Annotated in this window: 18 protein-coding genes; 3 read left to right on the top strand and 15 right to left on the bottom strand. The window is 40.6% G+C overall.

The window, feature by feature from the left end; all coding sequences use genetic code 11:
* Position 1 precedes the first annotated feature (1 nt).
* Positions 2-643: a response regulator gene (locus BM102_RS06505; protein WP_090480211.1), complete on the top strand. Its 642-nt coding sequence runs from the start codon at positions 2-4 to the stop codon at positions 641-643.
* Positions 644-674: 31 nt separating this feature from the next.
* Here BM102_RS06505 and BM102_RS06500 read toward each other — a convergent pair whose 3' ends face one another.
* From BM102_RS06500 to priA, 5 genes are all read right to left on the bottom strand, one after another.
* Positions 675-2,243: a GH25 family lysozyme gene (locus BM102_RS06500; protein ID WP_090480207.1), complete on the bottom strand. Its 1,569-nt coding sequence runs from the start codon at positions 2,241-2,243 to the stop codon at positions 675-677.
* A gap of 14 nt (positions 2,244-2,257) precedes the next feature.
* Positions 2,258-3,112, bottom strand: coding sequence for a LysR family transcriptional regulator (locus tag BM102_RS06495; RefSeq protein WP_177194924.1), 855 nt, complete (start codon positions 3,110-3,112; stop codon positions 2,258-2,260).
* A 108-nt stretch (positions 3,113-3,220) separates the two neighbouring features.
* Positions 3,221-5,212 (bottom strand): oxidoreductase, encoded by a 1,992-nt coding sequence (locus BM102_RS06490; RefSeq protein ID WP_090394613.1) that lies wholly within the window; start codon positions 5,210-5,212, stop codon positions 3,221-3,223.
* A gap of 139 nt (positions 5,213-5,351) precedes the next feature.
* A complete protein-coding gene (gene def, locus BM102_RS06485) occupies positions 5,352-5,843 on the bottom strand; it encodes a peptide deformylase (protein WP_090480201.1) in 492 nt (163 codons plus the stop codon).
* A 23-nt stretch (positions 5,844-5,866) separates the two neighbouring features.
* A complete protein-coding gene (priA, locus tag BM102_RS06480) occupies positions 5,867-8,098 on the bottom strand; it encodes a replication restart helicase PriA (RefSeq protein ID WP_090480197.1) in 2,232 nt (743 codons plus the stop codon).
* A gap of 99 nt (positions 8,099-8,197) precedes the next feature.
* Here priA and pyrB point away from each other — a divergent pair, with 99 nt between their 5' ends.
* Positions 8,198-9,112: an aspartate carbamoyltransferase gene (gene pyrB / locus BM102_RS06475; protein WP_044938387.1), complete on the top strand. Its 915-nt coding sequence runs from the start codon at positions 8,198-8,200 to the stop codon at positions 9,110-9,112.
* 9 nt (positions 9,113-9,121) lie between these two features.
* Entirely contained in the window at positions 9,122-9,559 is a 438-nt protein-coding gene (locus BM102_RS06470; RefSeq protein ID WP_090394612.1) for an aspartate carbamoyltransferase regulatory subunit, read from the top strand.
* 135 nt (positions 9,560-9,694) lie between these two features.
* On the opposite strand, the gene BM102_RS06465 is transcribed toward BM102_RS06470, so the two are convergent.
* From BM102_RS06465 to BM102_RS06420, 10 genes are all read right to left on the bottom strand, one after another.
* Positions 9,695-11,353, bottom strand: a complete 1,659-nt coding sequence (locus BM102_RS06465; protein WP_090480194.1) for a GH25 family lysozyme — start codon at positions 11,351-11,353, stop codon at positions 9,695-9,697.
* A gap of 77 nt (positions 11,354-11,430) precedes the next feature.
* Complete coding sequence (locus BM102_RS06460) at positions 11,431-11,637, bottom strand: DUF6472 family protein (RefSeq protein WP_044938395.1); 207 nt, start codon at positions 11,635-11,637, stop codon at positions 11,431-11,433.
* Entirely contained in the window at positions 11,616-11,801 is a 186-nt protein-coding gene (locus BM102_RS06455; RefSeq protein WP_033151491.1) for a hypothetical protein, read from the bottom strand. The genes BM102_RS06460 and BM102_RS06455 overlap by 22 nt, the downstream gene beginning before the upstream one ends.
* A complete protein-coding gene (locus BM102_RS06450; protein ID WP_177194923.1) occupies positions 11,801-12,292 on the bottom strand; it encodes a COG2426 family protein in 492 nt (163 codons plus the stop codon). Before BM102_RS06450 ends, BM102_RS06455 begins: the two co-directional genes overlap by 1 nt.
* Positions 12,293-12,297: 5 nt before the next feature.
* Positions 12,298-13,359, bottom strand: coding sequence for a histidinol-phosphate transaminase (gene hisC, locus BM102_RS06445; protein ID WP_090480191.1), 1,062 nt, complete (start codon positions 13,357-13,359; stop codon positions 12,298-12,300).
* Positions 13,360-13,380: 21 nt separating this feature from the next.
* Positions 13,381-15,075, bottom strand: coding sequence for a L,D-transpeptidase family protein (locus BM102_RS06440; protein WP_090480188.1), 1,695 nt, complete (start codon positions 15,073-15,075; stop codon positions 13,381-13,383).
* 107 nt (positions 15,076-15,182) lie between these two features.
* Complete coding sequence (gene hslO / locus BM102_RS06435; RefSeq protein WP_074792194.1) at positions 15,183-16,052, bottom strand: Hsp33 family molecular chaperone HslO; 870 nt, start codon at positions 16,050-16,052, stop codon at positions 15,183-15,185.
* Positions 16,049-16,792 carry a class I SAM-dependent DNA methyltransferase gene (locus BM102_RS06430; protein WP_090480185.1) on the bottom strand — a complete coding sequence of 248 codons (744 nt, stop codon included), beginning with the start codon at positions 16,790-16,792 and terminating at the stop codon, positions 16,049-16,051. Before BM102_RS06430 ends, hslO begins: the two co-directional genes overlap by 4 nt.
* Positions 16,793-16,796: 4 nt before the next feature.
* A complete protein-coding gene (locus BM102_RS06425) occupies positions 16,797-17,840 on the bottom strand; it encodes a DUF6709 family protein (RefSeq protein WP_074792198.1) in 1,044 nt (347 codons plus the stop codon).
* An 18-nt stretch (positions 17,841-17,858) separates the two neighbouring features.
* The gene (locus BM102_RS06420) at positions 17,859-18,803 is read right to left on the bottom strand and encodes an alpha/beta fold hydrolase (RefSeq protein ID WP_044938414.1); all 945 of its coding nucleotides are present in this window, start codon (positions 18,801-18,803) and stop codon (positions 17,859-17,861) included.
* Between the last annotated feature and the right edge of the window lie 326 nt (positions 18,804-19,129).

Below are 19,129 nucleotides of genomic sequence, written 5' to 3'. Positions count from 1 at the left end.
TATGGAAAAGAAAAGAATTTTACTTGTAGATGATGACGAACTTATCACAATGTCGCTAGAGATGATTATCTCTGCTGAGGCTGATTTTGAAATAGTTGGAAAAGGCGGTAGCGGTCGCGAAGCTGTAGCTCTTTATGATGAGCTTGAGCCAGATTTGCTTCTTATGGACATCCGTATGGCCGATATGAATGGGTTGGAAGCTGCCGAAGAGATTCTCGCAAATCATCGTGATGCCACTATCCTCTTCCTAACTACATTCTCAGATGATGAATATATCGTAAAAGCGTTGAAACTTGGCGTAAAAGGCTACTTACTTAAACAGGACTATAAATCTCTTCCTGCTGCACTTCACGCTGCAATCAACGGTCAGAGCGTATTTGGAGGCGCTGTTATCGACAAACTTCCTACTCTCATGAATCAGACCAACACTGATGATGAAAGCTTTGATTATCGCAAATACGATATTTCCGAAAAAGAATTTGAAGTCATCCAACTTGTTGCTGAAGGCTTTTCAAACAAAGAAATCTCCCAGAAGCTTTTCCTTTCGGAAGGCACAGTTAGAAACTACCTGTCCACCATCCTAGAAAAGTTAAATCTGAGAGATCGTACTCAACTTGCTATATTCTATTTGAAGCATGAATAAAGCAAAAGCTGGCAGCAATGCCAGCTTTTTCTTATTCCACAACCTTTATATAACTGCTTACACAGTAAAGAACTTGTCCATTGTATTCTACACGGGACCAACCGTATTCGTTGTTGATACCTGTTCGAATGGCTGTCTGGCCTGCACTAAGTGTAGCCACTACCTGAGAATCAGCATCTGTAACGCTTGGCTTAGAGCGAAGGTTTACAACTTCCTTCGCAGTAACTGTTTCATTAACATCTGTAAATTTAGTTTTAAAACCAGGTGCCTGAGCTGGTGCTTCCTCTACTGCCGGAGCTTGCTCAGCTGGCGCTGCAGATTGTGCAGGTGCACTTAAATCTGTGGTCAAATAACTTGATACAGCATAGTATGTGGCGCCGTTATAAACCACTCTAGACCATCCGCTTGTGCTTGTGCCAGTTCTTGTGGCTGTTTGACCATTTTCAAGAGTAACCATTACCTTGCTATCTTCGCCCTGGCTAGGCTTATCACGGAGGTTTGTCTTGCTCTTTGCTGTGACAGTCTCATTGACTTCTGTAAACTTCATCAGTGCTTCCACATCTGCTGATGCTGTAGCTCTTTCTGAAGTGTCCTTAGCCGTTTCTGTGCCGTTGTACCCAAAGTATGCTACATCCACATCCACCTTTTTAGTGATACCAGGGATTGTTCCCTGATTGGTGTACTGCCACATATCGTATTTGAATCCAGCCGATGGGCCTGTGGCCAAATTTGAAGAATCCTGATTGTACCAGGCCATCCAAATCTTGTACTTTGCACCAATTGTGGATGTGTTCCATTTTGCATCTGATGCCATTTCATTCTTAGAAGCATAAAAGATTGGAGTGTATCCCTTGTTATAAACCTCTCCAAGGAATGCCATTGCAATATTGCTTCTGTCATCCTTTGTAAGATTGTACTGGCGGCTAGTGCTGTTTTCAAAGCCCTCACAGTTGTATCCTACTGGATATGTAATTGGATATTGAGCTACATAGCTTGCAACCCAATCAGCCTCCTCTATGGCTTCATCCTTTGTAACTGCAGTAGAGAAAAAATACGCACCGATTTTTATGCCATTTTTCTCTGCCTCCTGCATGTTGTATTTTGCATTTGTATCTGGCTTAATCTCTCCTGTTGTGGAGTCTCTATAGCCCACACGAATCATTGCAAAATTAATCCCTGAGCTGGCAACCTGTGCCCAATCGATAGTACCCTGGAATTTTGATACGTCGATTCCATATGTGGTGGTGCTGTTTTCTCCAACATTGCTGGCATTAACAATATCCTCCACATTTACTGAAGCTCCCTGCTCTGACTGAGTTGAAGCCCCTGGGTCTTCTGCATCAGTCTCATCTGTTGTATCTTCTGTCTCCTCAGGCTCTACCACTTCAACTGTAGTTCCATCCTCAGGCTCCTCATTTGCAACATCCACTTCTGCCGCAACCTCAACAGGCTCATCGTCCCTACCTTTTACCTTTTTGACGATGAGAACTGTACCCAATACCAATACTACAAGTCCTAGACAGCAAGCAGCCATCATCAACTGTCTTCTACGTCTCAATCTTCTGCGACGTCTGCTACTTCCACGATGTCCGTTATTCATTTTTATTCTCCCAATTATTTAATAGCCGCTAAAAACTTCTTGGCTAAATCTTTGTCTGCAGAGTCTTCTCTGTAGATTCCATACACATTCCAGGTGTACGCATCTTTAATAGTTAATACTTTTATTTCGTCTGTTTCCGGGAAGAATCTTGGGGAGATTCCAAGGCCAGCTCTATTCTTTGATAATAGATACAGCGACTCTCCTTCATCTACCTTAGCAATAATATTTGGTGCAAAACCATTGAGATGGCATGCATTCACAATATCATGATATACACGATATTTCTCATTCATGGAAATGATTTTCTCATCCCTCAGATCCTTTAACTCAATTTGACTTTCATTCCAAAATCTATGTCCTTTATAGACATAAACCACCAAATCAACCGCTTTTACGTGTTCGCAGACTACGCCTGTTAAAGATTGCTTTCCTACTACAAATCCAAAGCTTATTTCATCATTTACCACCTGCTGGATTACATTTTCATTTTCATACTCATACCAACTGGCGAGAATCTCAGGATTATCCGCCATAAAAGATGCAACACTAGGAACGTCGATTGCTCTAATTGTTCCTGCTGCAAATCCCACCTTGAAACGTTTTTCTTTATCATTTAACGCCTCAATTGATGAAAACAAATCATTTAAATCTCGACTTATTGTTTTAGATCTTTCGTAGAATAATCTTCCACTTTCGGTTGGAATGAAACCTTCCTTGGACCTAATGAACAAACTGGTTCCAAATTCATCCTCAATGCTCTTAATAATTTTACTAAGGCCCTGTGGTGATAGAAACAGCTTGTTGGCTGCCGCCTGTAGATTTCTTTCCTCATATACAGCTTGAAAACATTTAAAATTTCTTGTATTCATAATACTAATTATAGAATAAATGACCTTGACAGACAATATGTCCATCAAGGCCATTCACGGGGGAGTAAAAAAATTATACGAAAAAAGTGGTTATTAAACTAATTTATATTAAATGTGGTTTGCTACTTCAAAGGCATCCCAGATACCATACATGATATTTGAAACCTGTCTAGCATCACCAAGGAGATAAACTTCGTCAAGCTCATTCTTATACTGGTTGTAAAGAGTGTTCTCGCTAGCATAACCAACACAAAGAACTACGCTATCTGCATTAAGTTCCTTTGTCTCTTCTCCAACAGTAGCTGTAAGTACGCCATTGTTGAATCCAGTAACACGAGCGCCTGTAACAACATCGATGCCGTTGAAAGGAATAAGCTTTTCAAGCATTTCTTTGTTTGCTGAACAAAGTGGTCCGTTCACTGCCATAAGCTTATCAAGTGCCTCAACGATTGTTACCTTCTTGCCCTTCTGTGCAAGATCAAGGGCAAGCTCGCAACCTACAAGTCCACCACCAACAACGATAACATTGTTACCAGCTTCCTTCTGTCCAAGAAGTACCTGCTCTGCTGAGTAAACCTTCTCATCATCGCCAAGTGAGAACATCTTTGGGCGAGAACCTGTAGCCATGATAACTGCATCAAAGCTCTTATCGAGAATTTCCTTCTCTGTAGCCTTTGTGTTAAGGTGAACCTCCACACCAAGACGTGTCATTTCATCCTCATACCACTTAGCAAGGGCGATATCGTCCTCCTTGAATGCTGGAGCACCACCAGGAATAAGGTTTCCACCAAGACGTCCTGCTGCCTCGTAAAGAACTGGCTCATGTCCTCTTTCTGCAAGTACACGTGCAGCCTCGCAACCTGCTACACCACCACCTACAACAAGAACTCTCTTCTTCTTTACGATTGGGTTGTATGTGTTAAGTCTTTCCTTACCAGCCTGTGGGTTAACAGCACAGTTGATAAGTGAGTATGTCTGGATACGTCCCATACAGCCTTCCTGACAGCTGATACATGGACGAATCTGGCTAAGCTTGTTTGTACGAATCTTGTTTACGATATCTGGATCTGCAAGTGTTGGACGACCAAGTGAAATCATGTCGCAGATATCATTGTTTAAGCAATCAAGTGCTGTATCTGGATTATCAACACGGCCTGCCATAATAACAGGGATGTTTACATGCTCCTTTGTAATCTTTGCAAATTCCTTGTAAGGAGCCTTCTCCATATACATTGGTGGGTGATTCCACCACCATGCATCGTATGTTCCTGCATCTACATCAAGGGCATCATAACCATACTTCTCAAGAAGCTTTGCAGCCTCGATACCTTCCTCGATGTCACGTCCCTTCTCTTCGAATTCCTCGCCTGGAAGAGCACCTTCTCTGAAGTCCTTAATCATAGACTTAAGTGAGAATCTCATTGCAACTGGGAAATCCCATCCACAAGTCTTTGCAATTTCCTCACGGATTTCCTTGGCAAAACGAAGTCTGTTCTCTAAGCTTCCGCCGTACTCATCATTTCTCTGGTTGAAGAATGAAATAGCAAACTGATCAATAAGGTATCCTTCGTGAACAGCATGGATTTCAACACCATCGAAACCAGCGCGCTTTGCATTGTATGCGCCTTTACCAAAGCTTTCTACAATACCATGAATCTCCTCTACAGTAAGTGGACGACATGTTTTGTCTAACCATCTGTGAGGTACTGCTGATGCAGAAACAGGTGGGAACTCACCTAAGTTTGTTGGGATAGTAACACGTCCGAATCCACCTGACATCTGTAAGAAAATCTTTGAGCCATAAGCATGTACACGCTCGGTCATCTCGCGGCTAGTTCTTACAAACTGAACTGGGTTGTATGTTGAGTTTGGTGTGTTAGGGAATGAAGGCTTCTCTACCTCTGTATCAGAGAAAGTAACACCTGTAATGATAAGACCAATGCCACCCTGAGCACGTCTTGTGTAGTAATCAATACCTCTATCATTCCATCCACCTTCGCAATCTCCAAGACCAAGTGGTCCCATTGGAGCCATTGCGTAACGGTTCTTAATTTCGAGCTTGCCAATTTTAATAGGCTCGAAAAGTCCTTGATACTTCAATTTATTTCCTCCTTTTACATTTAACAATTAATTTGCCGGCACATTGTTAAATTTTTATCATCTATGTCTATATTTTAACCATTAAATGTAACAAAGGCCATCAACATACAGTTGATGGCCTTTATCAAAAAGGATACTATTAATTTTCGTCTTCAATTTCCTCAAGGAAATCTTCTACATTGTAGAGCTCTCCCTCTACCTTATCTACGTAGATATTACCGTCTAAGTGATCGATTTCATGAAGAAGTGCTCTTGCCATAAGCTCCTCACCTTCCACGATAATCTCTTCCATATCTTCATTTAATGCCTTTACTTTTGCATAATTTGGACGAGTCACAATACCAGTCTTGCCTGGAACAGAAAGACATCCCTCGCTGCCTGTCTGCTCGCCAGATGTTTCAATAACCTCTGGGTTGATAAGAACAACTGGGCCCTCACCTATATCGATAACGCAGATACGACGAAGAACGCCAACCTGAGGTGCAGCAAGACCTACACCGTCTGCATCATACATTGTATCAAGCATGTCCTCGATAAGTGTCTTAAGACGTGGTGTAAGCTCCTTTACTGGCTTACATTTTTTAAGTAAAACATCGTCTTTACCATATTCTCTAATTTCTAAAAGTGCCATAATAATTCCTTTCTAAAATCCTGTTATATTGTAGATATCGGATCAAAATCAAACCATGTAGAGGTATTTCTGTATTGCTTTTGCTGCAATAAGAATGCCTCGATAGTATCTTTTACATTAACAAGCCTATCGTATTCGTCGGCCTTTACGTAGATTACCCTTCGGTAAACATCCTTTAGCTTACCGATATAGGCGTCCTCTGGCCCCATGATAATGATGTTTGAATCCGCCTGTCTGATGATATCTGCTAGAATATCTGCCTGTTTGATAGCATCCTGCTGCTTGTCGCAGCTAACTTGTATGCCCAAAATATGTGAGCATGGTGGGTATGAAAGCAAGCGTCTGTATGCATACTCCTGACTATAGAAGCTGTCATAATCCTGGTTTGCAGAGGCAACTACTGAATAATTGTCAGGCTGATATGTCTGTATAACAGCTATGCCTGGCTCCGAACCTCGGCCAGCTCGTCCTACTGCCTGGGTCAGCAGCTGGAATGTACGCTCCCCACTATGATAATCGCTTTCGTTTAGTGATATATCTGCTGCTATTATACCAACTAAAGTGACGTTTGCAAAATCGTGACCTTTGACAATCATCTGGGTGCCTATCAGCACATCTGCCTCGTGTGCTGCAAATGCTGAAAGGATTTCCTCGTGACCATCCTTGCCTTTTGTGGTATCAGCGTCCATTCGAAGTACCCTGGCTGTTGGGAACAGTTCCTTTACGATTTCCTCCAGGCGCTGAGTACCAGCCTTGAAACTGCCGATATATTTGCTGCCGCAGCTTGGACAAGTCTTTGCTGCCACTGTTGTGTAACCGCAATAGTGACATTTCATCTTGCCACCTGTATGTAAATGAAGGGCAACATCGCAATGTGGACATTTTAACACATGGCCGCAGGCCCTACAAGAAACAAAACCCATAAGCCCACGTCTATTTAAGAACAGCATAATCTGCTGATGCTTGTTCAATCTATCTGCCATCAACTCCTGCAATCTGCGACTAAGCATAGAACGATTGCCAGACTGAAGCTCTGCCCTAAGGTCCACTATCTCACAAGAGGCCATATCCTGCCCCATAGCTCTAGAATGAAGAGTAATAAGCTGATATTCTCCAGTCTGTGTGCGACTGTATGCCTCAAGACTAGGGGTAGCGGAACCTAGAATTACAGTAGCACCTGCTAGCTTTGCACGGTACACTGCAGTTTCTCTAGCGTGATATCTAGGGATGACTTCGGATTTGTAGCTTGGCTCGTGCTCCTCGTCAATTATAATCAATCCAAGATTAGCAAATGGTGTGAACAGTGCAGAACGAGGTCCTACCATAATGCTGATTTCCCCTGATTTAGCTCTCTCGAACTGATCGAAGCGCTCTCCAGGAGACATTCTACTATTCAAGATACTTACTTTATCACCAAACCTGGTGTAAACTCTCATAACTGTCTGGTATGTAAGGGCGATTTCCGGAATGAGGACAATTACCTGCTGTCCCATGGAAATCACATGCTCCATAACATCCATGTATACTTCTGTTTTGCCTGAGCCTGTAACACCATGGATAAGATATGTCTTTCTTCGACCTGTATCTATATCTGCTTTGATTGTTTCTGCAGCGGCTTCCTGCTCCTCATTTAAAACGATGTGCTTTTGATTTGCGTCCTTGTTGATATGAGGGTTTCTGAATGTTCTAACGGATTCAACCTTAACAATTCCCTTAGATTCTAAATCCCTGATATTTGACGATGGAATCTGAAGCTTTTTTGTAGCAAGCTCCCAGTCAAGAACATCCACCTCAAGAAGCTCTCTCAAAAGGCGTTCTTTTCCCACTGCATGATTCTTTTTAGTAAGAATCTGTGTCAACTCAATCTGAGCCTGTTCAAGTGAAATATTCAGACTGATTTCTTTCTTTAGCTTTTCGTTTTCCTTTTTCTTAATAGGAATAACTGTCTTTAACGCCTGATTCATAGTAGAGCCATAATTCTTTTTAAGAAATGCAGCCAAAGAAATAAGCTGAGACTCTATGGCAATGCTATCTTTTAGCACTCTTGCAATAGGCTTCAGCTTTGTAACATCAAACTCCGGCTTGTTGTGCAATCCCACCACATATCCTGTGATGGCGCGATTGCCCTGTCCAAATGGAATTACTACCTGAACACCCTCAGTTACTTGATTTTCAAGCTCTGTAGGCACAATATATTCAAATGTCTTATCCAATCTCTCGTGAGAGATATCAATAATTATATCCGCATATTTCATGGAAACAATTTTAACATAACTAGTTTATTTTTGAAACGAGTGTGATATAATTAGACGATTTAGTTATCAGGAAATTAATTTAAATAGGGAGGATTTCCAATGCGTCATCTAATGAGCCCTCTAGATTTTTCTAGAGAGGAACTAGAGCAGCTAATGGACCTGGCGGAGGATATTAAAAATCATCCAGACTCGTATTCCGAGAAATGCCACGGCAAAAAGCTTGCTACATGTTTCTACGAACCAAGCACACGTACACGACTATCTTTTGAGGCTGCCATGCTTAATCTTGGTGGTTCAGTCCTTGGTTTCTCTTCAGCTGATTCTTCTTCAGCAGCCAAAGGCGAAAGTGTTTCCGACACCATTCGCGTCATTTCTTCTTACGCAGACATTTGCGCTATGCGTCATCCTAAAGAAGGCGCTCCACTCGTTGCTTCTCAGCGATCACTTATTCCAGTTATTAACGCAGGAGACGGCGGTCATCAGCATCCCACTCAAACACTTACAGATTTATTTACTATCCGCTCTTTACGTGGAGAAATCAAAGATCTTACTATCGGACTTTGCGGTGATTTAAAATTTGGCCGTACTGTTCATTCTCTTATCAATGCGTTAGTACGTTATCCTGGAATCAAATTCGTACTAATTTCACCTGAAGAACTCAAAGTTCCTGAGTATATTCGCGAAGATGTTTTAGAAAAAAATGGATATGAGTACAAAGAAGTTGATTCTTTAGACGATGTTATGGGAGAGCTGGATATTCTCTACATGACACGTGTACAGAAGGAACGTTTCTTCAACGAAGAAGACTACATCCGCTTGAAGGATTTCTTCATCCTTACACCAGAAAAGATGAAGCTTGCAAAAGAAAATATGATGGTTCTTCATCCACTTCCACGAGTTAATGAAATCTCTGTAGACGTTGACGATGATCCACGAGCTATGTATTTCACTCAAGCTAAATACGGAGTATTCATCCGAATGGCTTTAATACTTACTCTTTTGGAATTAGTATAGGAGGATAATATGCTAAATATAAGTGGAATTCACCAGGGATTCGTGCTTGATCATATCAAGGCCGGCGAATCCATGACAATTTACCGCGACCTTCATTTGGATAACCTTGGCAGCGATTGCACTATCGCCATGATTATGAATGCCAAGTCCAACAAAATGGGCCGCAAAGACATTATAAAAATAGAATGTCCAATCGAACGTGTCGATTTAGACATTCTTGGATTCATTGATCACAACATCACCTGCAACATTATCAAAGATGACGTTATTGTAGAAAAGAGACAGCTTAAGCTACCTCACGAAATAAAAAATGTAATCTCTTGCAAAAACCCACGTTGCATCAGCACCGTTGAGCAAGAGCTAGACCAAATCTTCATCCTCACTGATGAGGAACGTGAAATCTATCGCTGCAAATACTGCGAAGAGAAATACGTAGGTCTTAAATAATACTAAAAATCTAGAAGGTCCCTAGTTACGACTACAAGCCTGATGAGTTCTACGCTCAACAACATGTTTCGCTTTAGAACTATCAGAGCTTGATGTCTACTAGGGACCTTCTTATTTTTCTCTAACCTATGTTAATTATTTAGTTGGTGCAGCAGCTGCAGCTGGAGCTGAAGCTACTACTACACCATTTGCATCTGTCTGATACAAAGTTGTTCCAATCTGGATTGTCTGATTGATTACAAGCTTTCCATCAAGTCCGAAGAGGTAATCACTTCCACCAATCTTTACTGTCTGACCAGCGATAAGCTTTCCATCTGAACCTGCATAGTAAACACTGCCATCAGCTGCATTTACAAGACCAGTTGCCATCTTTCCGTCAGCTCCAAAGTAGTAAGCTGATGTTCCGATTGTCTGTAAACCTGTAAGCATCTTTCCATCTGCTCCGAAGTAGTATGTTGCACCACCGATTGTGATGAGACCTACCTGCATCTGTCCTGCTTCGTTGAAGTAGTACATAGAACCATCAACAGCTACAAGACCTGATACTCTGTGAGCATCTGAAGGATCGCAGTAGTATGTGCCTGTTGCATCTGTCCACCATCCCTTGTACATCTTTCCGTTGTCGTTAGGATTGAACATGTATGTAAGACCATTAACTGTCACCCAGCCTACCTGCTGTAAGCCCTGCTCGTTAAAGTAGTACATATCCTTACCAATTACAGCAAGACCAACAAGCATGTGTCCGTCTGTTGTATCTAAGTAACGTGTACCAACTGTAGGATCTGTCCACCATCCTGTGTAGAGTGCACCGTTTGCAAGTGGATCAAAGAAGAATGTGCTTCCGCCAAGCTCTAACCAACCTGTCTGAAGCTGTGAAGCCTCATTGAAGTAATAAATTGCCTTGTCAATTGTTGTAAGACCAACTGCTGCATTAGCTGTACCAGGTGTGAAGTAGTATGTACCTGTACCTGCTGGATCTACATACCAACCTGTTGTAACAATACCTGTTGTCTCATCTGTATGATACTTAACTCCTGCAATATCTACCCAACCAAACTGCTTACGGTAGTTGTTGAAGAAGTAAACATTTCCTGCGCCTAAATCAAGAAGACCTGCTGCTGGAATGAATGCTGTGTAGTCCTTCTGTGCTACGTTCATATCTACACGGCCGCTGATACCTGCAACTGCTCCGCTTGATGAATACTGCCAAATAGCCCATCCAGCAATATCATTGTGATCTGAATACTGAGCAATCCACTTATCATAAGCAAGTGCTGATGTAAAGTGTGCCTTGTAGAAGTTTGTGTATGTGTAAAGCATTGGTGTGTAACCAGCCTGAGCGATTACACTACAGAATGCATTTGCCATTGCTGTACATGTATTAGCATCAATACCCTTCTGAGTTGCATCTTCGAAATCGAATGCTACTGGGAAGTTGATGTTGTATGGCTCAATCCACTGAAGAACAAGATTTGCTTCCTGGATAGCAGCCTCAACTGTTGTTGCGTATGAATAAATATATACACCTGTACGAATACCTACAGCCTGTGCGCCTGCTACATTAGCTGCAAAATAAGGATCAACACCACTCTTTGTGCTACCTACCTTAATAAATGTATATGTAACTCCTGACTGAGCTACTGCTGCCCAGTTAATTGCCCCCTGATACTTTGATACATCGATACCCTGTGCACCAGCTGCATTTGCAGTGATTGGTGTGGATACTGTCATCACTACAGCAAGCATCAACGCTGCAAGTGACTTAAACACTTTTGAAGCTTTAAATTTTCTCACTTCATTGACCTCCTAAATAAAACTAGAAATATAATATCATAATAATTTGTATTATTTAACTGATAAATACAAATATTTTACATCTGATGGCGTACTACCTTGTACTCATCTCCATTAACAAAATATGGGCATTCACTGTAATGACCTGTTACCAGCCTAACATAATCATCCTCGTCCATATCCATTTCGCAATAATATTGCTCATCCTCTTCGTCCCAAACGAAATTGTTACAATATTCGCAGGCAGTACTACCAGATTTTTTTACCTTACTATTACTAGCCATCTAATAAAACCTCCTACTAGAACAGCTACAAGTATTGTTCCTAGCATTATTGCATACATATATTCCTGATGCTTCTTGCCCCAGGCAGAATTCATTACAGCCATATAAAGCCCAAGGCCAACAAGAATAGCTACAACATTTATCAACATATTAACTGTTTCCATTAAGCTGTCACTCCTATAAATGCACCAAGACCAAGTGTACATAAAACACCGATGATGATTCCGGCTAAAGCCACACCGCAGATTACTGCAAGGATTGAAGACTTAAAGTCCATATCAAGAATTGATGCTGCAAGTGTACCTGTCCAAGCTCCTGTACCTGGAAGTGGGATACCAACAAACAGTAACAATGCTACGAAAAGACCTCTACCAGCCTTTTCCTGAAGCTTCTTGCCACCCTTTTCACCTTTTTCAAGGCAGAATGTAAAGAAACCACCGATAACAGGCTTATCCTTGCCCCACTCAAGTACCTTTCTTGCGAAGAAGTAAATGATTGGTACTGGAATCATGTTTCCAATTGCAATAAGAATATAAGCTAAAAATAAATTGAAGCTTGGATCTGCAGCCTTAAATCCATAGGCAAATGGAATAGCTCCTCTAAGCTCAATAAGTGGAACCATCGAAATAAAAAATACTGTTAAATACTTGATCATTAAATCTAAACTCCTTTTAATATCTTTTCTAATTCATCTATAAATACTTGCATCTCCTCATCTGTTCCAATAGAAATACGCAAGTAATTTGATATACGCTGTGGTTTTGAAAAATAGCGTACATAAATGCCACGCTTTTTCAGCTCTTCAAAAATGAATGAAGCCTCCATAGATTCATGCTTTGCAAAAATGAAATTGCTTTTTGAATCTGGGAACGTAAATCCAAGGTTCTTTAGCTGAGCCTTTGTCCATTCTCTGGTGGTAATAACAGCATCAAGCTTTTCCTTGAAATAACTGTCATCCTCGATTGAAGCAACACCTGCTTGTAGCGTGATTGTATCCATTGTGTATGAGTTAAACGAAAACTTACAATCAGATAGATACTTAATAAGCTCCTTTGAACCAATAGCGTAACCAATACGGTTTCCTGCCATAGCTCTTGATTTAGAAAATGTACGAACTACCAAAACATTATCGTATTTACGAACTAAATCTATAGCAGACTCAGAACCAAAATCCACATAGGCCTCATCTATAATCACTACACACTCAGGATGTGCCTTAACAATGTCCTCGAAAAATGAAACAGGCTCTGCTATTCCTGTAGGTGCATTAGGATTAGGAATAACTATTCCTCCACATGGCATGTCATAATCGCTTTTTATAATTTTAAAATCCTCATCAAGTGCTTTAGTCTCAAATGGAATTCTAAAAAGTGATGCCCAAACATCATAAAACGAATAGGTAATGTCTGGGAAAAAGATTGGTTTATCTGAATTGAAAAATGTAAGAAAGCTCATTGCAAGAACATCGTCTGAGCCAACTCCGACAAAAACATTTTCCGCATCAAACCCATGATATTTCGCCAACGCCGAAATCAGTGACTGACATCCTGGGTCCGGGTATTTTCTAAGAGAATCCATTTCTATTTTAGAAATAGCTTTACCCACCAAAGGACTTGGTGGGTATGGATTTTCATTTGTGTTTAGCTTAATTACCTTAGTTTTAGGCTGCTCGCCTGGAGTGTAAGGTACTACCTCTCTAACATTACTCTTCCAATTAGCCATATTTTGCCTCGCTATCGTGCACTATTGAACAACGCCTGTATCTGTACCGCCAGCCTGAGCTGCTGCAGCCGCTTCTGCGGCAGCCTGTAACTTCAATGTCTGAAGTGTAAGCTCTGCGTTAACAAGATCCTGATAATTTGAAACCTGTGCCTTCTGCTCTTCTGTTAAAGCTTCGTACTGTGCTCTAGCTTCAGCAATCTGAGGTTCAGACTCAAGTGTAACTGTCTCAATTTCTGCGATAAGCTCTGATACCTTAACCTGTGGATTCTGGATAAGGTAGTTTTCTTCTTCTGTGTCACCAGTGTAGAAAACAATAACAGGCCAACCAGCTTCTACTATATTGTAGATTTGCTCTGCAGCGGAAAGTGGAAGGTTAACACATCCGTGGCTTCCGCCTGTTTTATAAATTGTGCCACCAAAGCTTGAGCGCCATGTTGCGTCGTGAAGGCCCTCGCCCATGTTGAATGGCATCCAGTAATTAACATGTGATTCGTAATTGTCACCCTTAAGTGTGGCATCTGTCTGCTTGTAAGCAATTGGGTATACACCTGTGTGTGTACCGTGGTTTGCTGAAATCTTACCTGATACACAATCTGTATCAAATACCATTTCACCATCCTTATAAACATACACATGCTGTTCTGTAAGGTTAACTTCTACATAGGAATTGCCATAATCGTGTTCGCCATGGCTTGTTCCGTAGTAAAGATAAGTGAAGTCACGAGTAACATCCTCGCCACCTTCAAGATCAGCAATGATTGCATCGATTTCGCCATCATATGCTATTCTCCAACCGAATGAACCTGCTGGAACTTCTATTGTCTCACCTGAAGTGGTTGTGAATTCCTTTTTCTTACCATAAGTGTTGTACTTATCTCCCATTGAGTTAACGTACTCACCAATAGCATCTCTGTCGAAAGAAACATTAAAGCTGTCATCCCATGTGAACCATGTGGCCTTTGTATCAGCAGGGATTTCTTCTGTAATGCCCTCGCCTAAATCATAATGGATATCTGTATCCATGTAATTGTTTAAAACATCAACTGCCTTTTGAATATTAGCATCAGATGCTAGAACATTTGGCTTTTCATAGCATGTGCCATCTGCAAGATTAATCTCAGTTTGAAGATTCTCAACTGCATAGATGATTGCTTCCTCTACGCCTTCTTCTGTGATTTTATCTCCGTAAACTTCATCTACAATCGCAAACTTCTCTCCATCGAACTGGATAGTGGCATCCTGAGATTCTGTTGTAGATGATTGATTGCTGAAGTCAAGACTGCTGGCTACTGCTGTGACCTTTGCAGCATCATATGAGTTGCCTGTAGCTGTGTAATATTCAGCTGGGGCAAACAAACGAAGTACCCAGTTAAAACCTGACTGAGAATCAAGAAGTGTCTGAACCTCTGATTCGTCATAGTTAACTCCTACGCCTAATTCACTTGAGCTAACTTCGTTGATAACATTTCCATCAGCGTCAATAAATGAAATAGTGTATTTATCAGCGCTGTTGATGATTTTGTCGTATGTGCTTTGAGCTGTTCTAAATGAAGCACCAACGCCATTGACCTTACTTCTGATATAGAAGTGATTTCTAAAGAACAAGCTTCCTGCCAAATATATTATTAGAATAATACCAAGAATTATTCCAAGTCTGATTCTTTTTGCTCTGTAATAACTTGGTGGATAAATTTTTTTGCGACCTTTTGCTTTCATTGTGCATAATCCTCTAAAAAATGATAATAAATCTCCGTGTGTTAGTTTACAGGAAATCAGCAAATAAAAACAACTAAACTTTTATCTAATAGGGCGCAATTATTTGACTAATTCCTCCTAAAGCTCTTGAGCTCGTCAATTGTAAACTCATATGCCTCATTACAGAACTGACACTTAACCTCTACTGGCTTGCCATCTGCAATGATTTCGTCCATATCCTCCTTGCCAAGTGATGCAAGACTTTTTACAACTCTATCTCTTGAGCAATCACACTTGTATGCTGCTGGATATGTTTCCTTAATCTCAACATCTAATCCTGCAAGAACAATCTGGAGCATCTCCTCTGGTGTCTTACCACTTGAAAGCATATCTGTAACTGAAGGAAGAGTCTTTAAATTCTCCTCAAGCTGAGTAATAACTTCCTCTGGAGTAAAAGGCATAAGCTGAACAATAAATCCACCTGCACAATTTACTGTATTGTCCTTATTCATAAGAACACCAAGCCCAACTGATGATGGAATCTGCTCTGAAACTGCATAATAGTATGTAAGGTCCTCTGCAATTTCACCAGTCTGAAGCTCAACAGTACCAACATATGGCTCCTTGAGGCCCATATCTTTGATAACCCTCATAATACCAAGGTCGATTGCTCCGCCTACATCAAGCTTTCCATTCTTTGGTGGCAAATCAACTACTGATACATTAGGAAATCCCTTAACCTCACCCTTGCTGTTGGATGTAACTGTGATTCCCTTCATTGGACCACTTCCTTGAATCTGAAGTGTAACCAAATCATCCTCGCCTTTAAGCATAACACCCATCATAGAGCCTGCTGAAAGCATTCTTCCAAGGGCTGCTGTAACGATTGGAGATGTATTGTGACGAGTTCTGGCCTCTTCAACTAAATCCTTACTTGTAATTGCAAATGCTCTAACTGCGTCATTTGCTGCTGTTGCTCTAACTATATAGTCTTTCATTTTGTAACCTCTCTTGCTATAAAATACAATCTATCACTATCTTCTGTAGGTGCTTCCATTGTGGAAACATCAAGCACCTGAAGAAGTTCTAAGCCACTTTCTTTAATGGCAGCCTTCACTTCATCGACGGTAAACGCATGCTGCATATGTTCTTCCTCGAATCTGTCAAAAGTGCCCTCTTCATTTTCTTCATAAATGGTCAGGTAATAATAATTGTCTCTGGTGTCAGGATTGTATTCATTTTCCCAAATGAAGCTTCCTTCTTCGCGGTTTTCCGCAATCGTACCAGTTCCTAGCTTTTTATAGTAGCTGTCTGTTTTCATATCAAATATGAAAAGACCTTTAGGATCAAGATAATTATTTGCCAGTTTGCAAACCTGAAGCAGCTCATCTGTGTCCGCAAGATAATTCATGCTATCACAAAGGCTGATTACTGCTCCTACCGTTCCGTATAATTCGAAGGAACGCATATCCTGACATAGATAAAGGATTCCATCGGAATCCTCCTGACTCATAGCCTCCATAAGCATATCGTAGGAGACATCGATACCAATCATATCGTAGCCCATTTCCTTAAGGCGTCTGGTCATCTGTCCTGTACCACAGCCCAAATCGCATACGATTTCCATTGGCATATTATATTTTTCAAATAGTACTTTTATATTTTGTGCCCAATCATCATATGGAATATTGTCCATATATCTATCGTAGACTGTGGCAAAGCCTGTATAAGCTTCCATCCTGCTATACCCTCTTAGATAAAAAGCTTGTTATCTTTCTGATAACATCAAAATCATTTTGAATTTCTTCAACCTTGAGACGATTCTCCTCTGAAAATCCCACAAGTATATCATGGTTGGCCTCAGCCAAATAGTCCATAATACCGTCAATATCACTTTTGATATTCTTTGGACACTTGATATAGTGTCTCTTTCCTGCAGTAATGTGCAATGTATAAGTAATAGAGAAATGATGCCATAAAAACTTGTGCATTGTTGAATACTTGTAAATCCAAATTATAGCATCAATTGGAACAATGGCAACACCATAGCTACTTGTTTCAATAAAATAATGCTCTGTAATAAACATATCCTCTGTTGCAAGCTGTGGTAATGTAGCAAGCTCTTCCTCAGCTTCCTCAAGTATTTCTGCTGGCTTGCCGTAAGCTCTTGTTTTCTGAACTGGCAAAGACAACACCGGAAATGCAATATACAAACTGTATACTATGATTGATGCAACACTGTATAGACCAAAAATCGTGTAGAAAAACTGGAAGGCCTCTGCCGAAGGTCCTGTAGCATCTGGCTCAGAAATAGTGTATGTAGAAACTGTAGAAAGAATGCCCTCCTCGCTCCAATTCAAATCACTAGCCAAATTTGCTAAAAGGTTTCTGGCTGCCTCAGAATCATAAAGGATTTCACCTTTTATGGTAAGTTCTTCAATAGTAGGTGAGCCCTGCTCACAAGTATCAGGATCCAGAAGCACTATAACACACTCAGAATTAATCATAGTGTAATAATAGTAGCCTCTGGTTCTATCCAGCCATTTGCTGGTATATCCTGTAAAATATAAGTTCTTTAAATCAAATTTGGCGTAGTTTTCACCATCGTTATACATTTCGTATAAGCTGATTGAATCCTCACTGTATGTCCTTGGAAAAAGCAAATGTCCTATTGGGAAAATAAATGTTACCGCAATAAGAATCACCAAAAAGACAATAGGAGCATATAGCTTACTTTTATAATATGTCTTTATTGACCTTGTTATTAAATGCTCCAAAGAATCCATAACTACTCCATTTTACCTTTATTTGTGTGCTTCAAGCCACTGATAGATATCTTCGTAAACCTGCTCTCTATCAAGCTCGTTTAATATTTCGTGTCTGTCACCCCTGTATAATTTCAGAGTAACATCCTTTATGCCTGCAGCTTTAAAAGCATCTGCTGCAGCTGTTGTACCTTTGCCCATATTTCCAACTGGATCCTCGTCTCCTGATACAACTAAAAGTGGTAATGTCTTGCGCATCTTTTCTACACAAGCCTTTGTTCCAACATATTTTGTAGCTTCTACTAAGCCCTTATATGCATTCAAAGAGAATGTGAATGTACAATATTTATCATGGTAGTACTTTTCAACGCTCTGAATGTTTTTAGAAAGCCATGAATTAGCATAATCATTTCCGTAGCAATCATACTGCTTGTAAGGTGCAGAATATGTCATATCTCTTACAAATGTGCTTCGGTAATTTTTGCCTTTTAAAAGTGAAAGAACAGCAATAACAGCAAGACCGCCATTACATGTGCCTGCAGATTCCTGACCTGTACCCATAATAACAGCACCAGTAAGCTCTTCCAAATAAGCAGTTTTATCAGATAAGAACTTACGAAGCATATATGAACCCATAGAATGTCCTAAAATGAAATAAGGAAGATTAGGATATTCCTTTTTAGTCTTTGCATAATGAGTATAGATATCCTCTACCATATCGTCAGCAGGGTGCTTGCCTGTCATGATACCAAGCTCTTCATCCTTTGTAACAGACTGACCATGACCAATGTGATCATGACCTACAACGACGTATCCCTTTGATGCAAGGAATGTAGCGAATTCGTCATATCTTTCAATATATTCAACCATGCCGTGAACAAGCTGTAAAACAGCTACTGGCTCTCTGTCTGGAAGCCACTTTCTACAATGTATTACAGAATGTCCATCCTTTGAAACAAATGTATAAGTCTCCTGGTTTCCCATAAATATATCCCCCTCGTATAATATTTTAGATACATTAAATGTACCTTGATAACTTAATAAATATCTGTTCAATAGGCTTAGTTAAGCCCATGATATAATTGTCCCAGTGTCAATCAGGTAATAGTTCTATTTCCCCCTGTTGAACCAGAAATGGTTACTTCATAATAAGTCTGTTCCCCTGACATGGAAGTTAACTTCAAACCGGCTGGCTGTTTGCTTAAGTACATGGACTACCATCTAGCAGTGTGGTTTCGCATCTGTCCATCTTAAGCTGGATTCTTATATGCGAGGGTGTCGATGCTCCATGATCATGGGTTTTACCAAGC

It is taken from the genome of Pseudobutyrivibrio sp. JW11 (assembly GCF_900115355.1).
In the GTDB taxonomy this organism is placed as follows: domain Bacteria; phylum Bacillota; class Clostridia; order Lachnospirales; family Lachnospiraceae; genus Pseudobutyrivibrio; species Pseudobutyrivibrio ruminis.
The sequence above is the reverse complement of the archived record's forward strand: the minus strand, read 5'-3'. Positions and strand labels throughout refer to the sequence as shown.